The 15,339-nt window shown below is 61.5% G+C and carries 15 protein-coding genes; 4 read left to right on the top strand and 11 right to left on the bottom strand.

The features are described 5' to 3' along the window. Positions 1-196: 196 nt before the first annotated feature. From BFP90_RS08695 to kynU, 5 genes are all read right to left on the bottom strand, one after another. On the bottom strand, positions 197-1,090 hold the full coding sequence (locus tag BFP90_RS08695) for an NAD-dependent epimerase/dehydratase family protein (RefSeq protein WP_065896465.1): 894 nt from the start codon (positions 1,088-1,090) through the stop codon (positions 197-199). A 103-nt stretch (positions 1,091-1,193) separates the two neighbouring features. Next, the gene (locus BFP90_RS08690; protein ID WP_065896464.1) at positions 1,194-2,090 is read right to left on the bottom strand and encodes a LysR family transcriptional regulator; all 897 of its coding nucleotides are present in this window, start codon (positions 2,088-2,090) and stop codon (positions 1,194-1,196) included. A gap of 29 nt (positions 2,091-2,119) precedes the next feature. Further along, positions 2,120-2,887: a sulfite exporter TauE/SafE family protein gene (locus BFP90_RS08685; RefSeq protein ID WP_065896463.1), complete on the bottom strand. Its 768-nt coding sequence runs from the start codon at positions 2,885-2,887 to the stop codon at positions 2,120-2,122. A gap of 46 nt (positions 2,888-2,933) precedes the next feature. Then, entirely contained in the window at positions 2,934-4,340 is a 1,407-nt protein-coding gene (locus BFP90_RS08680) for an amino acid permease (RefSeq protein ID WP_065896462.1), read from the bottom strand. A gap of 209 nt (positions 4,341-4,549) precedes the next feature. Next, positions 4,550-5,800, bottom strand: a complete 1,251-nt coding sequence (gene kynU, locus BFP90_RS08675) for a kynureninase (RefSeq protein ID WP_065893667.1) — start codon at positions 5,798-5,800, stop codon at positions 4,550-4,552. 144 nt (positions 5,801-5,944) lie between these two features. Here kynU and BFP90_RS08670 point away from each other — a divergent pair, with 144 nt between their 5' ends. Then, positions 5,945-6,418 carry an Lrp/AsnC family transcriptional regulator gene (locus BFP90_RS08670; protein WP_065883506.1) on the top strand — a complete coding sequence of 158 codons (474 nt, stop codon included), beginning with the start codon at positions 5,945-5,947 and terminating at the stop codon, positions 6,416-6,418. 196 nt (positions 6,419-6,614) lie between these two features. Beyond that, positions 6,615-8,015: an amino acid permease gene (locus tag BFP90_RS08665; RefSeq protein ID WP_065893668.1), complete on the top strand. Its 1,401-nt coding sequence runs from the start codon at positions 6,615-6,617 to the stop codon at positions 8,013-8,015. Positions 8,016-8,214: 199 nt separating this feature from the next. Here BFP90_RS08665 and kynA read toward each other — a convergent pair whose 3' ends face one another. Both kynA and kynB read right to left on the bottom strand, forming a co-directional pair. Continuing rightward, positions 8,215-9,087 (bottom strand): tryptophan 2,3-dioxygenase, encoded by an 873-nt coding sequence (gene kynA, locus BFP90_RS08660; protein WP_065896461.1) that lies wholly within the window; start codon positions 9,085-9,087, stop codon positions 8,215-8,217. Next, entirely contained in the window at positions 9,084-9,734 is a 651-nt protein-coding gene (gene kynB / locus BFP90_RS08655) for an arylformamidase (protein WP_065883501.1), read from the bottom strand. Before kynB ends, kynA begins: the two co-directional genes overlap by 4 nt. Before the next feature lie 370 nt (positions 9,735-10,104). Here kynB and BFP90_RS08650 point away from each other — a divergent pair, with 370 nt between their 5' ends. After that, positions 10,105-10,449, top strand: a complete 345-nt coding sequence (locus BFP90_RS08650) for a cupin domain-containing protein (RefSeq protein WP_065896460.1) — start codon at positions 10,105-10,107, stop codon at positions 10,447-10,449. Between the two features lie 188 nt (positions 10,450-10,637). On the opposite strand, the gene mmsB is transcribed toward BFP90_RS08650, so the two are convergent. Both mmsB and BFP90_RS08640 read right to left on the bottom strand, forming a co-directional pair. Continuing rightward, positions 10,638-11,525 carry a 3-hydroxyisobutyrate dehydrogenase gene (mmsB, locus tag BFP90_RS08645; RefSeq protein WP_065896459.1) on the bottom strand — a complete coding sequence of 296 codons (888 nt, stop codon included), beginning with the start codon at positions 11,523-11,525 and terminating at the stop codon, positions 10,638-10,640. A 16-nt stretch (positions 11,526-11,541) separates the two neighbouring features. Further along, positions 11,542-13,059 (bottom strand): CoA-acylating methylmalonate-semialdehyde dehydrogenase, encoded by a 1,518-nt coding sequence (locus tag BFP90_RS08640; RefSeq protein WP_065896458.1) that lies wholly within the window; start codon positions 13,057-13,059, stop codon positions 11,542-11,544. Between the two features lie 124 nt (positions 13,060-13,183). Between BFP90_RS08640 and BFP90_RS08635 the strand changes: the two genes are divergently transcribed. After that, positions 13,184-14,131, top strand: coding sequence for a LysR family transcriptional regulator (locus BFP90_RS08635; RefSeq protein WP_065893672.1), 948 nt, complete (start codon positions 13,184-13,186; stop codon positions 14,129-14,131). Between the two features lie 159 nt (positions 14,132-14,290). On the opposite strand, the gene BFP90_RS08630 is transcribed toward BFP90_RS08635, so the two are convergent. Together BFP90_RS08630 and BFP90_RS08625 are read right to left on the bottom strand one after the other, a co-directional pair. Next, a complete protein-coding gene (locus BFP90_RS08630; protein ID WP_065896457.1) occupies positions 14,291-14,782 on the bottom strand; it encodes an OmpA family protein in 492 nt (163 codons plus the stop codon). 4 nt (positions 14,783-14,786) lie between these two features. After that, the coding region (locus BFP90_RS08625) for a GGDEF domain-containing protein (RefSeq protein ID WP_141688942.1) at positions 14,787-15,339 on the bottom strand (553 nt) is incomplete at its 5' end.

The following is a 15,339-nucleotide window of genomic DNA, read 5'->3' as shown; positions in this document are numbered from 1 at the left end:
TCCAAAGTGACCCGCCGTCAGGGCGGAACCCTAAGTGGCCGTGACCGCAGAAACGGATATGTACTCGGTCCAACATCCTGGTCGGCCCTGAGGCCGCCATCGGGGGCAAGCCCCCTCCCACACTTTGAATCTACTCACAGTTCAAATGTGGGAGGGGGCTTGCCCCCGATAGCCTCACCCCGGTATCAAGCGAACATCACACCATCTCGTGACGAATCCACTCCACCACCGACGTACGCGTCGGCACCCAGCCCAGCCGTTCACGGGCATGCTTGCCGCGCACTCGGCTGTTGGAGCCCAGCCCGTAGTTGGCCATTTCATAACCCCACTCGGCCTCAGCATCGGCCAATGGCCAGTCCTGCGGCTCACCCAGGTTCAGCGCCTGGGCAATCGCCGTGGTCATGTCGATAAAGGCCGCTTCGCCGCTTTCCACAAAGTAGAACGTGCCCGGCACATTGTTCGTCAGCGCCAGCAGGTACAGCGCGACCACGTCTTCGATATGCACATTGGACCAGATGTTCTGCCCCGGCCCCACATGACGTACCACACCACTGTTGCGAGCCTGTTTGAGCAAGCGTGGCAATTGCACGCTGTCGCGTTTCACGCCCAGGCTGTGACCGTAGATCAGGGTGTTACAGATCACGGCCGAATTCACACCCTCCCTGGCGGCGGCCAGGATCAGGTTATCGATCGCCACCCGAGGGGCCTTGTCGGCGGTCGGCTGCGGCAGATTGTCTTCGAAGTAAATGACATCACTGGCCTTGCCGCCCGACGCGTCGCCGACAATGCTCGAACCGCTGGTGTGCAGGAACGGCTTGTTGGAGCCTTTCAAGGCAGCCAGCAGGGTTTCGACGCCGGCGCGATGGTCGCTGCTGGCGGCGTTGATCACCGCATCGGCTTGCTGCGCCTGTGCGGTCAAGACCGCCGCGTCATCGAGGGTGCCGATTACTGGGGTGATGCCCAGTGCCGTCATTTCAGTAGCTTGCTCGGCGCTGCGCACCAGGCCAGTGACGGCGTGCCCGGCCTTGACCAGGCCGGTGGCGATGGAACCGCCGATAAAACCGGCTGCGCCGGTAACGAATACATTCATGGAGAGTGCTCCTGACTGGGTAAGTGATGAGCCCAGTATCCAGCAGCCCCCGGCGTCGAATAACCCCGTGCCGGCCAATTCACTCTTGCGCGGCAGTCACGAATCAGCGGGCATAGCGCGCCAATTTGGCCTGGATAAAGTCCAGGAAGCACTGGATACGCAACGCCAGTTGGGAGTTGCGGTAGTACACCGCATGGATCGGCTGGCGGTAGCCACTGTTGACGGTGTCCAGCAGTGGCACCAGGCGCCCGGCATCGATGTCTTTGTGGGTCATGAAGTTGGACAGGCAGCAAATGCCCTGCCCCTCCAATGCCAGGTGGCGCACGGTTTCACCGCTGGACGCGGCAATGCCCGGCTCGATCAGCCAGCGGTCACCTTCGGCATGGCGCAGCGGCCAATGGTTGAGGGTATCGGTGTGGGTGAACCCCAACAACGTATGCCCGGCCAACTCGGCGACGGTGGTCGGCGTGCCGTGTTGCTTGAGGTATTCGGCGCTGGCCAGGATGTGCAGCGGCGTGCTGCCCAGGGCGCGGGCATGCAGGGTGGAGTCGGCCAGGGTGCCGATACGAATGGCAATGTCGGTGCTTTGCTCCAGCAGGTCGATGATCACGTCGTCGCTGTTGAGCTCCAATTGGATATCCGGGTACAGGCCACGAAACTCGCCGATGTACGGCATGATCCCGTGCAGCATGAACGGCACCGCCGCATTGATGCGCAGCCGCCCGGCCGGTTTTTGCTGGCGTGACGACAGACGCTCTTCCAGCTCTTGCATTTGCGCCAGGATCACCTTGGCCTGCTCGAAGAAGTACCGGCCCTCCTCGGTCAAGTCCATGCGCCGCGTGGTGCGGTTGATCAGGGTGGTATCGAGCTTGGCCTCCAGGCGCGACAAGGTGCGGCTGACCGCCGACGGCGTCTGGCCGACCTGCTCGGCGGCGGCGGAAATCGAGCCGCACTCGATCACGCTGACAAAAATCTGTAGTTCATCGGATCGGGCTTTCACGGGCTGTCCTGGTTATCGGCTCGGGCTCATTATTGACCACTGAGCAACAAATGGCCTCCCAATAGCGCCATACCACTGAAAAATCCGCGCTTGAACCACAGCGCACTGATGCGCTGGCGCACCACCTGGCCCAACCACATCCCCAGTAACGCCGGCACCAGCGCCAACAACGATGCACTGATTTCACCGCCACCGAGCGCGCCGCGCCAGGCGAGGCCGCCGGCCAGCGCCAGGGTCGAGACGCTGAACGACAGCCCCAGCGCCTGCACCAACTGATCGCGGCTCAACCCTAGCGCCTGCAGGTACGGCACCGCAGGAATCACGAACACGCCGGTGGCCGCCGTGATGACGCCCGTGACCAGCCCGCACAGCGGGCCAAGCCAGCGCTCCGTTCGGGGTTGCACCTTGAAGGTCGGCAGGAATAATCCACTCAGCGCATACACCAGTAACGCTGCGCCCAACGCGCGTACCACCCACGGCCCACCGTCCAGGCCCAGCCACAGCGTGCCCAGCCCGGCACCGAGGACAACCAGCAGCAACATCGGCCACAGGCGCTTGAGCAAGGTACCCAGGTGACCACCCAACGCCAGTTGCCAGAGGTTGGTGACCGTCGACGGAATGATCAGTAACGCCGCAGCCTGCGCCGGCAGCATAGCCAGGCCGAGCATGCCCATGGCCACCGTGGGCAGGCCAAGGCCAATCACTCCCTTGACCATACCGGCCAGCAGGAACGTGCCGACAACCAACAGCGTAAGGGCCGGGCCGAGGTTTTGATAGAACGTCAGAAAAGTCATCATGCCGGGAGTATGCCGTCAACTGCCGTCGTTCGAACACCTGCCGGTGTCATACCAGGGCCTTGCTCGATGCCCCGGCCCTGCCCTTGCGGAAAAACCCGTAATATACCGCGCTCAGGATCAGCAGGAACGGCACGCCAAACACCAGGGTCATCCTGAACGCCTCGGTGAAATACGTGGTGATCATCACCGCGCCCATCAGTACCAGCCCCAGCAAGGTGCTGTACGGAAACAGGCGCAGCTCGAAGGACAGCGTCGGCCCGCCGTGGCGCTTGCGGTAGCGCCGGAAAAACAGGTGCGTGAGGAAGATCATGAACCAGGTGAAAATTGCCCCAAACATCGAGATCGCCATCATCAGCGTGAACGAACTGTCCGGGTACAGCACATTGAGCAGGGTCGCCAATGCGATACCGGAGCTGGACAGCAGCAAGGCATTGAGCGGGATACCGCTGTTGCTCAACGCGCCCATGGACCTGGGCGCAAACCCTGCGCGGGATAGGCTGAACATCATGCGCGTGGTGATGTAGAGCTGGCTGTTCATCGCCGACAGCGCCGCGACCAGAATCACGAAATTCATCACCCCGGTGGCGCCGGGAATGCCGATGGTCTGCATCACTGTGACGAACGGGCTCTGGGCCTGACCCGCCTGGTTCCACGGCACGATGGCCAGCATCAGGGCCAGGGTCAGCAGGTAGAACACCACCAGGCGCACGAGAGTCGCGCGAAAGGCTTTCTTCACCGCTCGCTCCGGGTCGGCCGCTTCACCGGCAGCCACCGCGATCATCTCCACACTCAGATAGCTGAAGATCGACACGATTACCGCGATCCACATACCGCTCAACCCATGGGGGAAAAACCCCTCATGGGCCGTGTAGTTCTGCACGCCATATTCCGGGTTGCCGGAGCCGAACACCACGTACACCGCCAGGATGATGAAGCCGACGATCGCGCTGATTTTGATGGTGGAGAACCAGTATTCGAAGTTGCCAAAGGTCTTCACGCTGATCGCATTGAGCAGGATCAACACGCTGGAGAACGACACGATCCATACCCATTCCGGCACGTTGGTGAACCAGTACTTCATGTACATCGCCACCGCCGTCACTTCGGCGCCGACTGCCAGCACAATCGCCGCCCAATAGGCATAACGCACCAGGAACCCGGCCAGCGGGCCAATATAAAACTCGGCGTAGGCGCCAAAAGAGCCGGAGGTGGAATGGGCCACCGTCATCTCCGCCAGGCACCCCATCAGGATCAAGGTAATCAACGCACCGATGGCGTAGCTGAGCAATACGCTGGGCCCGGCATAGCCAATCGCGTAGGCGCTGCCCATGAACAGCCCGGTACCAATGGCGCCGCCGATGGCGATCATGCTCATTTGCCCGGATGTGAGCTGGCGCCTGAGGCCCAGTTCGCGGTGGGTGATTTCTGCAAAGCCGTTGTCTGGCGTGGTCACGTGGCGTGCCCCTTTATTATTGTGATTGCTGCTGTTGTCACAGATGACAAGTCCTGATGCCAGTCAGTCAAGCGTACCTGGCCCGCTGTAGGAGCGAGCTTGCTCGCGAAAAATGTCAACGATAACGCGTGCTTCCTGAATGAACACGGTGCCTGTGAGTTTTTCGCGAGCAAGCTCGCTCCTACAGAGGGCGGGGTACGCTTAAGCTCTTAGGTCACGCTGTTACGCACCTTGAATTTCGCCTGGTCCCAGGTGGTGTTGTCGAGAATGTCACCGAGGATTTCCACCGCATCCCACACGTCGGTAAAGCGTGTGTACAGCGGGGTAAAACCGAATCGCATGATGTGCGGCTCACGGTAGTCACCGATCACGCCCCGGGCGATCAGCGCCTGTATCACCGCATACCCTTGAGGGTGTTCGAAACTCACATGACTGCCGCGCCTGGCGTGTTCACGCGGGGTGATCAGCTTCAAGCCATGAACGGCGCAGCGTGCCTCGACCCGCTCGATAAACAAATCGGTCAACGCCAGGGATTTGCTGCGCAGGCTGGCCATGTCCGTCTGTTCAAATATCTCCAGCCCGCATTCCACCATGGCCAGCGAGGTGATCGGCTGGGTGCCGCACAGGTAGCGGGCGATGCCGGCACTCGGCGCGTAGTTGGACTCCATCGCAAACTGACGGGTATGCCCGAACCAGCCCGACAGCGGCTGGCGCACCAGGTCCACCAACGCGGGGTTGACCCACACGAACGCCTGGGAGCCCGGGCCGCCATTGAGGTATTTGTAGGTGCAGCCAATCGCATAATCGGCCCCGGCCGCGTGCAGGTCGATGGGCACCGCACCGGCCGAATGCGCCAGGTCCCATAGGCTCAACGCGCCGCACTCATGGCTCAAGGCGGTGAGCGCATGCATGTCATACATAGAGCCGCTCTTGTAGTTGACGTGGGTGAGCATCACCACCGCCACATCCTGGTCGATGGCGCGGGGCAGTTCGTCCGGGCTGTTGACCAGGCGCAGCACATAACCCTGTTGCAGCAGCTCGGCGAGGCCCTCGGCGATGTACAGGTCGGTGGGAAAATTGCTCGCTTCGCTGACGATCACCTTGCGCGCCGGCGCACGCTCGCGCTGTACGCTCAGCGCCGCGCTGAGCACCTTGAACAGGTTGATGGACGTGGTATCGGTCACCGCCACTTCGCCCTCGCCGGCGCCGATCAGCGGTGCCAGGCGATTGCCCAGGCGCAGGGACAGGTCCGCCCATCCGGCACTGTTCCAACTGCGAATCAGGCCGTTGCCCCATTCCTCGGCGATCACCTGTTGCGCCCGCGCCAGCGAGGCCAGCGGACGCGCGCCGAGGGAATTACCGTCGAGGTAGATGACGCCCGCCGGCAAGGCGAACTGATCGCGCAAAGGCGCCAGCGGGTCCTGGACGTCGAGGGCTTGGCAATGGCTTCGGGTGGTCATGGTCTGTCCTGGTTTTTATAAGAGAAGATGGACCAAATAATGAACGAAGCTTTAGAGAATTTTCGTGCAAAGTGGTAGGTGAAGCGCTATTTAAGCTGTAGGAAATTCGAATTTAACTTCCAAAAACGCGGATTTATTCAAACCATGATTCTTGACGCCACCGACCTGCGCCTCCTGCATTTCCTGCAACAGGATGGCCGTATCAGCAACCAGGAACTGGCGGAAAAAGTCGCGCTGTCACCCTCGGCCTGCCTGCGCCGTCTGCGCCTGCTGGAAAGCGAAGGCGTGGTCAGCGGCTATCGGGCGGTACTCAATGCCGAGCAGCTGGGCATTGAGCTTGAGGCCATCGTGCACCTGTCCTTGCGCCAGGATGTGGAAGATTGGCATGAGACCTTCATCGAGAAAGTGCAGGGCTGGCCGGAGGTGGCCAGTGCCTATGTGGTCACCGGCGCCAGCAACTATGTGCTGCGGGTCCAGGCGCGCAACCTCAAGCATTTTTCGGACTTTATCGTGAACCAACTCAACCGCACGGCGGGGGTCGTGGATATACGTTCGGAGATTGTGCTGCAGAAAATCAAGGATCGGGATGAGGTGCTGGATCTGGTCCTGCGCAAATAGCCCCTGCCCGCCAAACGCGTGGGCCCGCTGCGGATCGTCACTGAGGTTGGTCCGGGTGGTCACGGATCAGGCACTTGATGGCGTCCAGCTGTATTACGAAAAGTTTACGCAGAGTAATATCTGCCCCCTCAGCACTTCTGAGGGGCTGATGCGCCTGCACTCACCCTTAAGAAAAACAAGTATGAAGGGAACGTTAATGGCGGATGACATGGTAAACCCGGTGGGCCTCAAGCGCGGCCTGAAGAACCGGCACATTCAATTGATCGCCTTGGGAGGGGCGATTGGCACGGGGCTGTTCCTCGGCTCGGCCGGGGTGCTCAAGTCGGCAGGGCCGTCGATGATCCTGGGTTACGCGATAGCCGGTTTCATCGCTTTCCTGATCATGCGCCAGCTCGGCGAGATGATCGTCGAAGAGCCGGTGGCCGGCTCCTTCAGCCACTTTGCGCATAAATACTGGAGCGGTTACGCGGGCTTTCTCGCAGGCTGGAACTACTGGGTGCTGTACGTGCTGGTGGGCATGGCCGAACTGACGGCCGTGGGCAAATACATCCAGTTCTGGTGGCCGGAAGTCCCGACCTGGGTCAGCGCGCTGGTGTTCTTCGTCGCGGTCAACCTGATCAACACCCTGAACGTGAAGTTCTTCGGTGAAGCCGAGTTCTGGTTCGCGATCATCAAGGTGGTGGCGATTGTCGGCATGATCGTGCTCGGCTGCTACCTGCTGTTCAGCGGTACCGGCGGCCCACAGGCGTCGGTCAGCAACCTGTGGAGCCACGGCGGTTTCTTCCCGAACGGTGGCATGGGGCTGTTGATGTCGATGGCGTTCATCATGTTCTCGTTCGGTGGCCTGGAGCTGGTCGGCATCACCGCCGCCGAGGCCAGCGAGCCGCGCAAGGTGATCCCGAAGGCGATCAACCAGGTGGTGTACCGGATCCTGATTTTCTACGTCGGCGCCCTCGCCGTGCTGCTGTCGCTGTACCCGTGGGACCAACTGCTGCAAACCCTCGGCGCGTCGGGCGATCCCTACAGCGGTAGCCCGTTCGTGCAGATCTTCTCGCTGATCGGCAATGACACCGCTGCGCATATCCTCAACTTCGTGGTGCTGACCGCGGCGCTGTCGGTCTACAACAGCGGCGTGTACTGCAACAGCCGCATGCTGTTCGGCCTGGCCGAGCAAGGCGACGCACCCAAGGCGTTGATGAAGCTCAACAAGCAAGGCGTGCCATTGCGGGCGCTGGCGATTTCGGCGCTGGTGACCCTGCTGTGCGTGGTGGTCAACTACGTTGCGCCGAAGAGTGCCCTGGAATTGCTGTTCGCATTGGTGGTTGCCTCGCTGATGATCAACTGGGCGCTGATCAGCATCACCCACATCAAGTTCCGCAAGGCCATGGGCGAGCAAGGCGTGACGCCGTCGTTCAAGACCTTCTGGTTCCCGTTCAGCAACTACCTGTGCCTGGCGTTCATGCTAGTGATCATCAGTGTGATGCTGGCGATCCCGGATATTCGTGAGTCGGTGTATGCGATGCCGGTGTGGGTGGGGATTATCTATGTGGCGTATCGGTTGCGAGTCCGAAACGCGAAGGTCGTGACAGCGCAGTAACCCATGTGGGAGGGGGCTTGCCCCCGATTGCAGTGTGTCAGCCACTGATATGGCTAATGTTGATCGTTCCCACGCTCCGCGTGGGAATGCATCCTGTGACGCTCCGCGTCGCGACTCTGGAAGCGGACGCAGAGCGTCCAAAGCTACATTCCCACGCAGAGCGTGGGAACGATCAGCCCCGGTAGTCCGGGGCTTTTGTTTAGAGCGTGGAACGCACCCGCCAGAGTTCGGGAAACAACACCGTGTCGAGCATCTTGCGCAGGTAACCCACACCTTCCGTGCCGCCGGTACCCGGTTGGAAGCCGATGATGCGCTCCACCGTGGTGACATGCCGGAAGCGCCACTGGCGGAATGAATCTTCCAGGTCGATAAACTTCTCGGCCAATTGATACAAATCCCAGTAACGACTCGGGTCGCGATACACCTCGCGCCAGGCCGCTTCTACCGACTCATCGTGCACCGTCGCCGCCGTCGGGTCGCGTTCGGCGCGCTGGGGATCAATCGCCAGCCCCGCCTTGACCATCAGGTTTACCGCCTCGTCATACAACGACGGCGTGGCAATCGCCACCTGCAATTGCTGCAGCAACTCCGGGCGATGGGCATGGGGCAGCAGCAGCGCCGGGCTCTTGTTGCCGAGGATAAATTCGATCTCGCGGTACTGGAACGACTGGAACCCCGACGACTGCCCCAGGAACGGGCGGATCGCCTTGTATTCAGACGGTGTCATGGTCGCCAGCACCGCCCAGGCGTGCACCAGTTGATCGAAGATCCGTGAGACCCGCGCCAGCATCTTGAACGCCGGCGGCAACTCACCGAGGCGCACATGGTCGCGGGCCGCCTTGAGTTCGTGCAGCATCAGTTTCATCCACAGCTCAGAGGTCTGGTGCTGGATGATGAAGAGCATTTCGTTGTGGTCCGGTGACAGCGGGTGCTGGGCGCTGAGGACTTTGCCCAGGTCCAGGTAGTCGCCGTAGCTCATGGACTCGGAAAAATTCAGTTCGGCGTTGTGCCATTCCTCCGGGGGTCGGTAATCGGCAGGCTTATATTCTGGAGAGAAGGGACACTGGCTCATCGCGTGGGCTCCAAAAGCGGGCGCAGGATTGCGCGGACCGGGCTGGCGTCCAGGTTGGCGAAACGCAGCGGCAGCGCGATCAGTTCGTAGTCGCCCTCCGGTACGTCGTCAAGCACGATGCCTTCGAGGATCGCCATGCCATGGCGCGCCACAGCGTTGTGCGAGTCCATGGTCTTGGACTGTTGCGGGTCCAGGGAGGGCGTGTCGATCCCGATCAGGCGCACGCCGAGGCCGGCCAGCAGCTCGATGGTTTGCGGGGCGATGGCCGTGAAGTCTGAATCCCATTGCGTCAGGGGGGCTTGTGGATAAGTGCGCAGCAGCACGCGTTCGGGCAGGTTATCCACACGCCCCTGCAGTTGATGCGGTTGCACCAGGGCACCACTGCCCAGGCAGTGCAACACTCGGCACGGGCCCATGTACACGTCCAACGACACCTCGCCAATCGGCGCGCCGTCGGCGCTGTAATGCAGCGGCGCATCCACATGGGCGCCGGTGTGCGGCGACAGCGTCACACGCCCCACATTCACCGGGCACTGCGGCCCGAACTGCCACACGCGCTCTTCCTGGAACGGCGTATCGCCCGGCCAGGTCGGGGTCGCCGCACTCAAGGGCGGGCTGATATCCCACCACGTTTTTATTGGGTTCATTTCACGGCTCTCACTCATTCCTGGGTGAATGATACGAGGGCCGGACGTGAATTTTCTTGCGAATTCTGGCGTGAACGGGGAGTTCTTTCGCAGTTACTGCGAGAAAGTCGCTGATTTACGCGCAGAACCGCCTCTGAACACAGTGGCGATGCCACCGGCAATCAATGTGGGAGGGGGCTTGCCCCCGATAGCAGTGGGCCAGTCAATCAGAAGTTGGCTGACACGCCGCCATCGGGGGCAAGCCCCCTCCCACATTGACCGCGCTTCGTATTGGGCTGCGCTTCTGGGCATACCGATGTCGAGTCCAGACCACCAGCCCCCGCTGCGACGCTATAGGGTTCGACTCTTATTCCCTTGCCTCGGAGTCATCATGTCCAAGCCCATCACTGTACTGCGCGACACCCATCCCTTGCCGGTCCTGGACGCCTGCAAATGGGAAAAGCTCGAAGGCGACCCGCATACCGTCAACCTCAACGCCTACACCAGCGAAGACGGCAGCAAGATCATGGGCACCTGGATCTGCACGCCGGGCAAGTGGTACGTGGACTACGTGAAATGGGAGTACTGCCACTTCCAGGAAGGCTATTGCATCGTCACGCCGGAAGGCATGGAGCCGATTCACCTGCGGGCTGGGGATATCTTTGTGGTGGAGCCCGGGATGAAGGGGACGTGGGAGGTGGTGGAGACGGTGCGTAAGTATTTTGTGTTTGCTTGAGCCATCTCTACAGCAAGCGGCTTTCCTACGGTGAACGGGCTCGCCCGACATCGTTTGTAGGAGCGAGCTTGCTCGCGAAATACGTCAACGATAACGCGTGTTTCCTGGATGCACGCGGCGTCTGTGAGTTCTTCGCGAGCAAGCTCGCTCCTACAGTAGACCTTATTGCCTCAACTCCACTCACCCCATCATTCAGGCTTGCGATAGCTGTTAATGATCGCCGAAAAGTCCTTACCCCCTTCCCCACGCTGGCTCATCGATTGATACAACTGCTGGGCCACCGCACCGAGGATCACCGGCTGTTTTGCCTGGCGCGCCGCTTCGGTGGCCAGGCCCAGGTCCTTGAGCATCAGGTCGGCGCCAAAACCGCCGGTGTAACCGCGCGACGACGGCGCAGTTTCAATCACGCCCGGCCATGGATTGTAGGTGTCCGAACTCCAGCAGCGCCCGGTCGAGCTGTTGATGATGCCGGCCAGCACCTGCGTGTCGATGCCCAGCGCATCGCCCAGGGCCATCGCCTCACTGACGCCGACCATGCTGATGCCCAGCAGCAGGTTGTTGCAGATCTTGGCGATTTGCCCGGTGCCCACCTCGCCGCAGTGCACGATGTTGCGGCCCATCTGCGCCAGCACCGGTTGCAGGGTGGCGAACAGTTCAGGCGTGGCGCCGACCATAAAGGTCAGCGTGCCGGCTTGCGCCCCGCCGGTGCCGCCGGACACCGGAGCGTCAGCCATCACCACGCCTTGCCGGGCGGCGGCAGCGGCGACATCGCGGGCGGTCTGCGGGTCGATGGTGCTGCAATCCACGGCGGGAATGCCGCTGCCGATGCCGGCGAGCACACCGTCTTCATTCAGCCACACACTGCGCACATGGGCGGCGGCCGGCAGCATGGTGATCACCAATTCAGCGCCCTGGGCCGCGTCACGCGGGGAGTCGCTGATGTGGCCGCCCAACTCGGCCAGCTCCTGGAGCACGGTCTGGTTCAGGTCGAACAGGTTCAGCGCGTGCCCGGCCTTGATCAGGTTGCGGGCCATGGGCGCGCCCATGTTGCCCAGGCCGATAAATGCAATCTTCATGGTCGTCTCCCAGGTCTCAGCGCAGGTTGATGGTGGTGTTGACGCCATCGTTGACCGTGTCGTCATCGAACCAGCGGCTGGTGACGGTCTTGGTCTGGGTGTAGAACTGCACCACTTGCTTGCCGTACGGGCCCAGGTCACCCAGCTTGGAACCGCGGGAGCCGGTGAAGCTGAAAAACGGCACCGGCACCGGGATCGGAATGTTGATGCCGACCTGGCCTACATCGATTTCACTCTGGAACTTACGCGCCGCCGCGCCGCTCTGGGTGAACAGGCCGGTGCCGTTGCCGAACGGGTTGGCGTTGACCAGCGCAATGGCTTGATCGAGGGTGTCGACCTCCAGCACCACCAGCACCGGGCCGAAGATTTCTTCGGTGTAGATGCGCATGTCGGTGGTCACGCCGGAGAACAGGGTCGGGCCGACAAAGTTGCCTTGCTCAAAGCCCGGCACCTTGATGTCGCGGCCGTCCAGTTCCAGCCTGGCGCCTTCTTTCACGCCGCTTTCGATCAGCTCCAGGATGCGTGCCTTGGCGCGCTTGGAGATCACCGGGCCGACATCCGTACCCGCCTCGCTGCCGGCGTTGACCTTGAGCTTTTGCGCCAGCGTCTTGAGGTCCGGCAGCCATTGCTTGGACGCGCCCACCAGCACCACCACCGAGGTGGCCATGCAACGTTGGCCCGCCGCGCCGAAACCGGCACCGACCAGGGCATTGAGGGTGTGTTCGCGGTTGGCATCCGGCAGCACCACCGCGTGGTTCTTGGCGCCCATCATCGATTGCACGCGCTTGCCGTGCTTGCCGGCCAGGTCATAAACGTGGGTGCCCACGGCGGTCGAGCCGACGAAGGACACGGCCTTGATGTCTTTGTGGGTGCACAGCGCATCCACCACGTCCTTGCCGCCGTGCACCACGTTAAGCACGCCAGCAGGGACACCGGCTTCCAGCGCCAGCTCCACCAGCAGCATGGTCGACAGCGGGTCTTGCTCAGACGGTTTCAGGACGAAGGTATTCCCGCACGCGATGGCCATCGGGAACATCCACAGCGGAATCATCGCCGGGAAGTTGAACGGGGTGATACCGGCGCACACGCCGATGGGTTGGCGCAGCGTGTAGGTATCCACGCCACCGGCGACGTTTTCAGCGAATTCGCCCATTTGCAGGGTGCCGATGGAACAGGCGTGTTCCACCACTTCCAGGCCACGGAAAATATCGCCCTCGGCATCGGCAATGGTCTTGCCCTGCTCGTTGCTGAGGACCACGGCAATGCGCTTGGAATGTTCGCGGATCAAGGCTTGCAGCTTGAGCATGATGCGCATGCGCGCGCCAATCGGCGTCAGCTTCCAGGTCTGGAAGGCGCGATGGGCGGCGTCGATGGCCGCGTTGACCTCATCGGCCGTGGCGAACGGGACTTTGGCCAGCACTTGCTGGGTAGCCGGGTTGACGATGTCTTGCCATTCGGTGGTCTTGGACTCGACCCACTCGCCGTTGATCAGCAACTTGACCTGTTGTACGGAAATATCGGCAGATGCGTTCATGAGGGTCTCCGGATCTTGTTGTTATGCAGAGAGTGAATCGCCTTGAAGAAGGAGGCGTTCGGACTGTTTTTGGAGTATAGATGTGCAAATCTCTAATAAGAACGCACATAAAAGCCGGTCCAATATGCAAAAAAACATCACATCACTGGGCTCCCTGAACTGGGACGACCTGAAGTTTTTTCTCGAAGTGGCCCGCACCCGCAAGGCCAGTGTCGCCGCCAAGCGCCTGGCGGTTGACTACACCACGGTGTCGCGGCGCATCAGCTCGCTGGAAGTGTCGCTCGGCACCCTGCTGTTCGAAAAATCCCGGACCAACGGTTTTGTCCTGACCGCCGAGGGCCAGCGTTTGCTGGGTTACGCCGAATCCATCGAAAGCACTCTGCACATGGCGTGCGAACAAGTCTCCGGCTCCGGCGTGGCGCTGTCCGGCCATGTGCGCATGGGCTGTACCGAGGGCTTCGGCAGCTTCTTCGTCACCCCGCAACTGAGCCACTTCGTCGATACTTATCCGGCGATCTCGGTGGACATCCTGCCCCTGCCGCACTTCATCAGCCTGTCCAAGCGCGAAGCCGACATCGTCATCGCCCTGGAACGCCCGGAACACGGCCCGTACGTGTGCTGCAAACTGTGCGATTACAAACTGCAGCTGTACGCCACACAGGACTACCTCGACCAACACCCGCCGATCCAACGCCCGACGGATCTGGCCGAGCATCCGTTTATCAGCTACGTGGATGACCTGGCGTTCAGCTCGGAGTTGCTGTACCTGGCGAACGTAGTACCGGGCGCCAGCGCCAGCCTGCGCAGTACCAGTGTGATTGCGCAATACGTCGCGGCGCAGCAGGGCCGGTCGATGGCGATATTGCCGTGTTTTTTGGCGGCGCAGGATCCGCGACTGCTGCCGGTGCTGGGGGAGCAGATTGCGCTTACGCGGCAGTTCTGGATGTATTGCCGAGAGGATTTGAGGAAGTTGAAGCGGATTACGTTGTTGTGGGATTACATCCGGGAGGTGACGGAGCAGAATCAGGGGTTGTTGATGGGGGAGACGCGGGAGATGCGCTTTGCAGACTGAATGCGCCGCGCGGACAACTGTGGGAGGGGCGGTGCGACGATTCGACTTGCCCCCGATGGCGGAGTGTCAGTTACCAAATCTATGGGCTGACACACTGCTATCGGGGGCAAGCCCCCTCCCACATTGGATCGTATTTCAAGTTGAGGCGGGTGAAGCGCCTTAGTCCGCGATGACCACAATCGACACGCGTCGATTCTCGGTGCGCCCCGCCGCCGTTGTATTTTCCGCCACTGGCTCGCTGCTGCCCAGGCCGCGCAGTTGGATGTTTTGTTGTTTCATGCCCACGCTGCTCAGCACTTTGCCCACACTTTCAGCACGGCGCAGGGACAAGGCCTTGTTGTAGAGTTCCTTGCCCGACGCGTCGGTGTGGCCGTCGACGCGTACGCGTTCGATGCCTGCGCCCACCAGGGCCTTGCCGATGCGCTCGACGATGTCGGTGCTGGGCTTGTTGAGGGTTTCGACGTCGCTGCCAAACAGCACTTTGCCAGACAAGCCGAAGGCCCAGCCTTCGTCCGTCAGCTCGAAACCCTGCTGCTTGAGCACGGCCACTTGTGCCGGGCTCAGGCCTTTGGGCGGCGGGGTCTGGCAGCCGCCGAGGGCCAGGCAGGCGAGAAGCAAGCTGATAAATAGAACGCGAGGGTGAGAGAACAAGGGATTAACTCCTGTGCTGGACATTGACGACAGAGTGCACAGGCTCCGCCGTTTGCTGACTGCCCGAAGACAGCCGCTTGGCTTGGTACATCGCCACATCGGCGGCATTGAGCAGGGTGCCGGGCGTGGCGCCATGATCCGGATAAATGGCGATGCCGATACTGAGGGAGGTCAAGACCTGGGTGTTACCGGGCAGCGGGATCGGTTGGTCCATGCTGGCAATGATCTTGTCGGCAATGCGTTGCGCATCTTCGATTTTGTTCAGCGGCGCCAGCAGGACGGCGAATTCGTCGCCGCCCAGGCGGGCCACCAGGTCATCTTCGCGCAGCTGTGCGCGCACGCGCTCGGCAACGGCCACCAGTACGGCATCGCCGGCGGCGTGGCCGAAGTTGTCGTTGATGTCTTTGAAACGATCGCTGTCGAGAAACAGCACGCCTACCCGTTCGTTGACCTTGGCGGCGCTGCGCAAGGCTCGAATCAACCGGCCTTCGAAGAATGCACGGTTGGGCAGGCCGGTGAGGCTGTCGTGGCTGGCCTGGTGCGCGAGGGTTTCGTTT

The organism is Pseudomonas sp. 24 E 13 (genome assembly GCF_900004715.1).
Taxonomy (GTDB): Bacteria; Pseudomonadota; Gammaproteobacteria; order Pseudomonadales; family Pseudomonadaceae; genus Aquipseudomonas; species Aquipseudomonas orientalis_A.
This window is presented reverse-complemented; position numbering and strand designations above follow the sequence as displayed.

Excerpts from the sequence above, each read along its gene's own strand:
- BFP90_RS08670 (WP_065883506.1), top strand. The coding sequence starts at position 5,945 with ATGATTCTTGACGCCACCGACCTGCGCCTCCTGCATTTCCTGCAACAG.
- BFP90_RS08685 (WP_065896463.1), bottom strand. The coding sequence starts at position 2,887 with ATGATGACTTTTCTGACGTTCTATCAAAACCTCGGCCCGGCCCTTACG.
- BFP90_RS08640 (WP_065896458.1), bottom strand. The coding sequence starts at position 13,059 with ATGAACGCATCTGCCGATATTTCCGTACAACAGGTCAAGTTGCTGATC.
- BFP90_RS08650 (WP_065896460.1), top strand. The coding sequence starts at position 10,105 with ATGTCCAAGCCCATCACTGTACTGCGCGACACCCATCCCTTGCCGGTC.
- mmsB (WP_065896459.1), bottom strand. The coding sequence starts at position 11,525 with ATGAAGATTGCATTTATCGGCCTGGGCAACATGGGCGCGCCCATGGCC.
- BFP90_RS08695 (WP_065896465.1), bottom strand. The coding sequence starts at position 1,090 with ATGAATGTATTCGTTACCGGCGCAGCCGGTTTTATCGGCGGTTCCATC.
- kynB (WP_065883501.1), bottom strand. The coding sequence starts at position 9,734 with ATGAACCCAATAAAAACGTGGTGGGATATCAGCCCGCCCTTGAGTGCG.
- BFP90_RS08665 (WP_065893668.1), top strand. The coding sequence starts at position 6,615 with ATGGCGGATGACATGGTAAACCCGGTGGGCCTCAAGCGCGGCCTGAAG.
- kynA (WP_065896461.1), bottom strand. The coding sequence starts at position 9,087 with ATGAGCCAGTGTCCCTTCTCTCCAGAATATAAGCCTGCCGATTACCGA.
- kynU (WP_065893667.1), bottom strand. The coding sequence starts at position 5,800 with ATGACCACCCGAAGCCATTGCCAAGCCCTCGACGTCCAGGACCCGCTG.
- BFP90_RS08635 (WP_065893672.1), top strand. The coding sequence starts at position 13,184 with ATGCAAAAAAACATCACATCACTGGGCTCCCTGAACTGGGACGACCTG.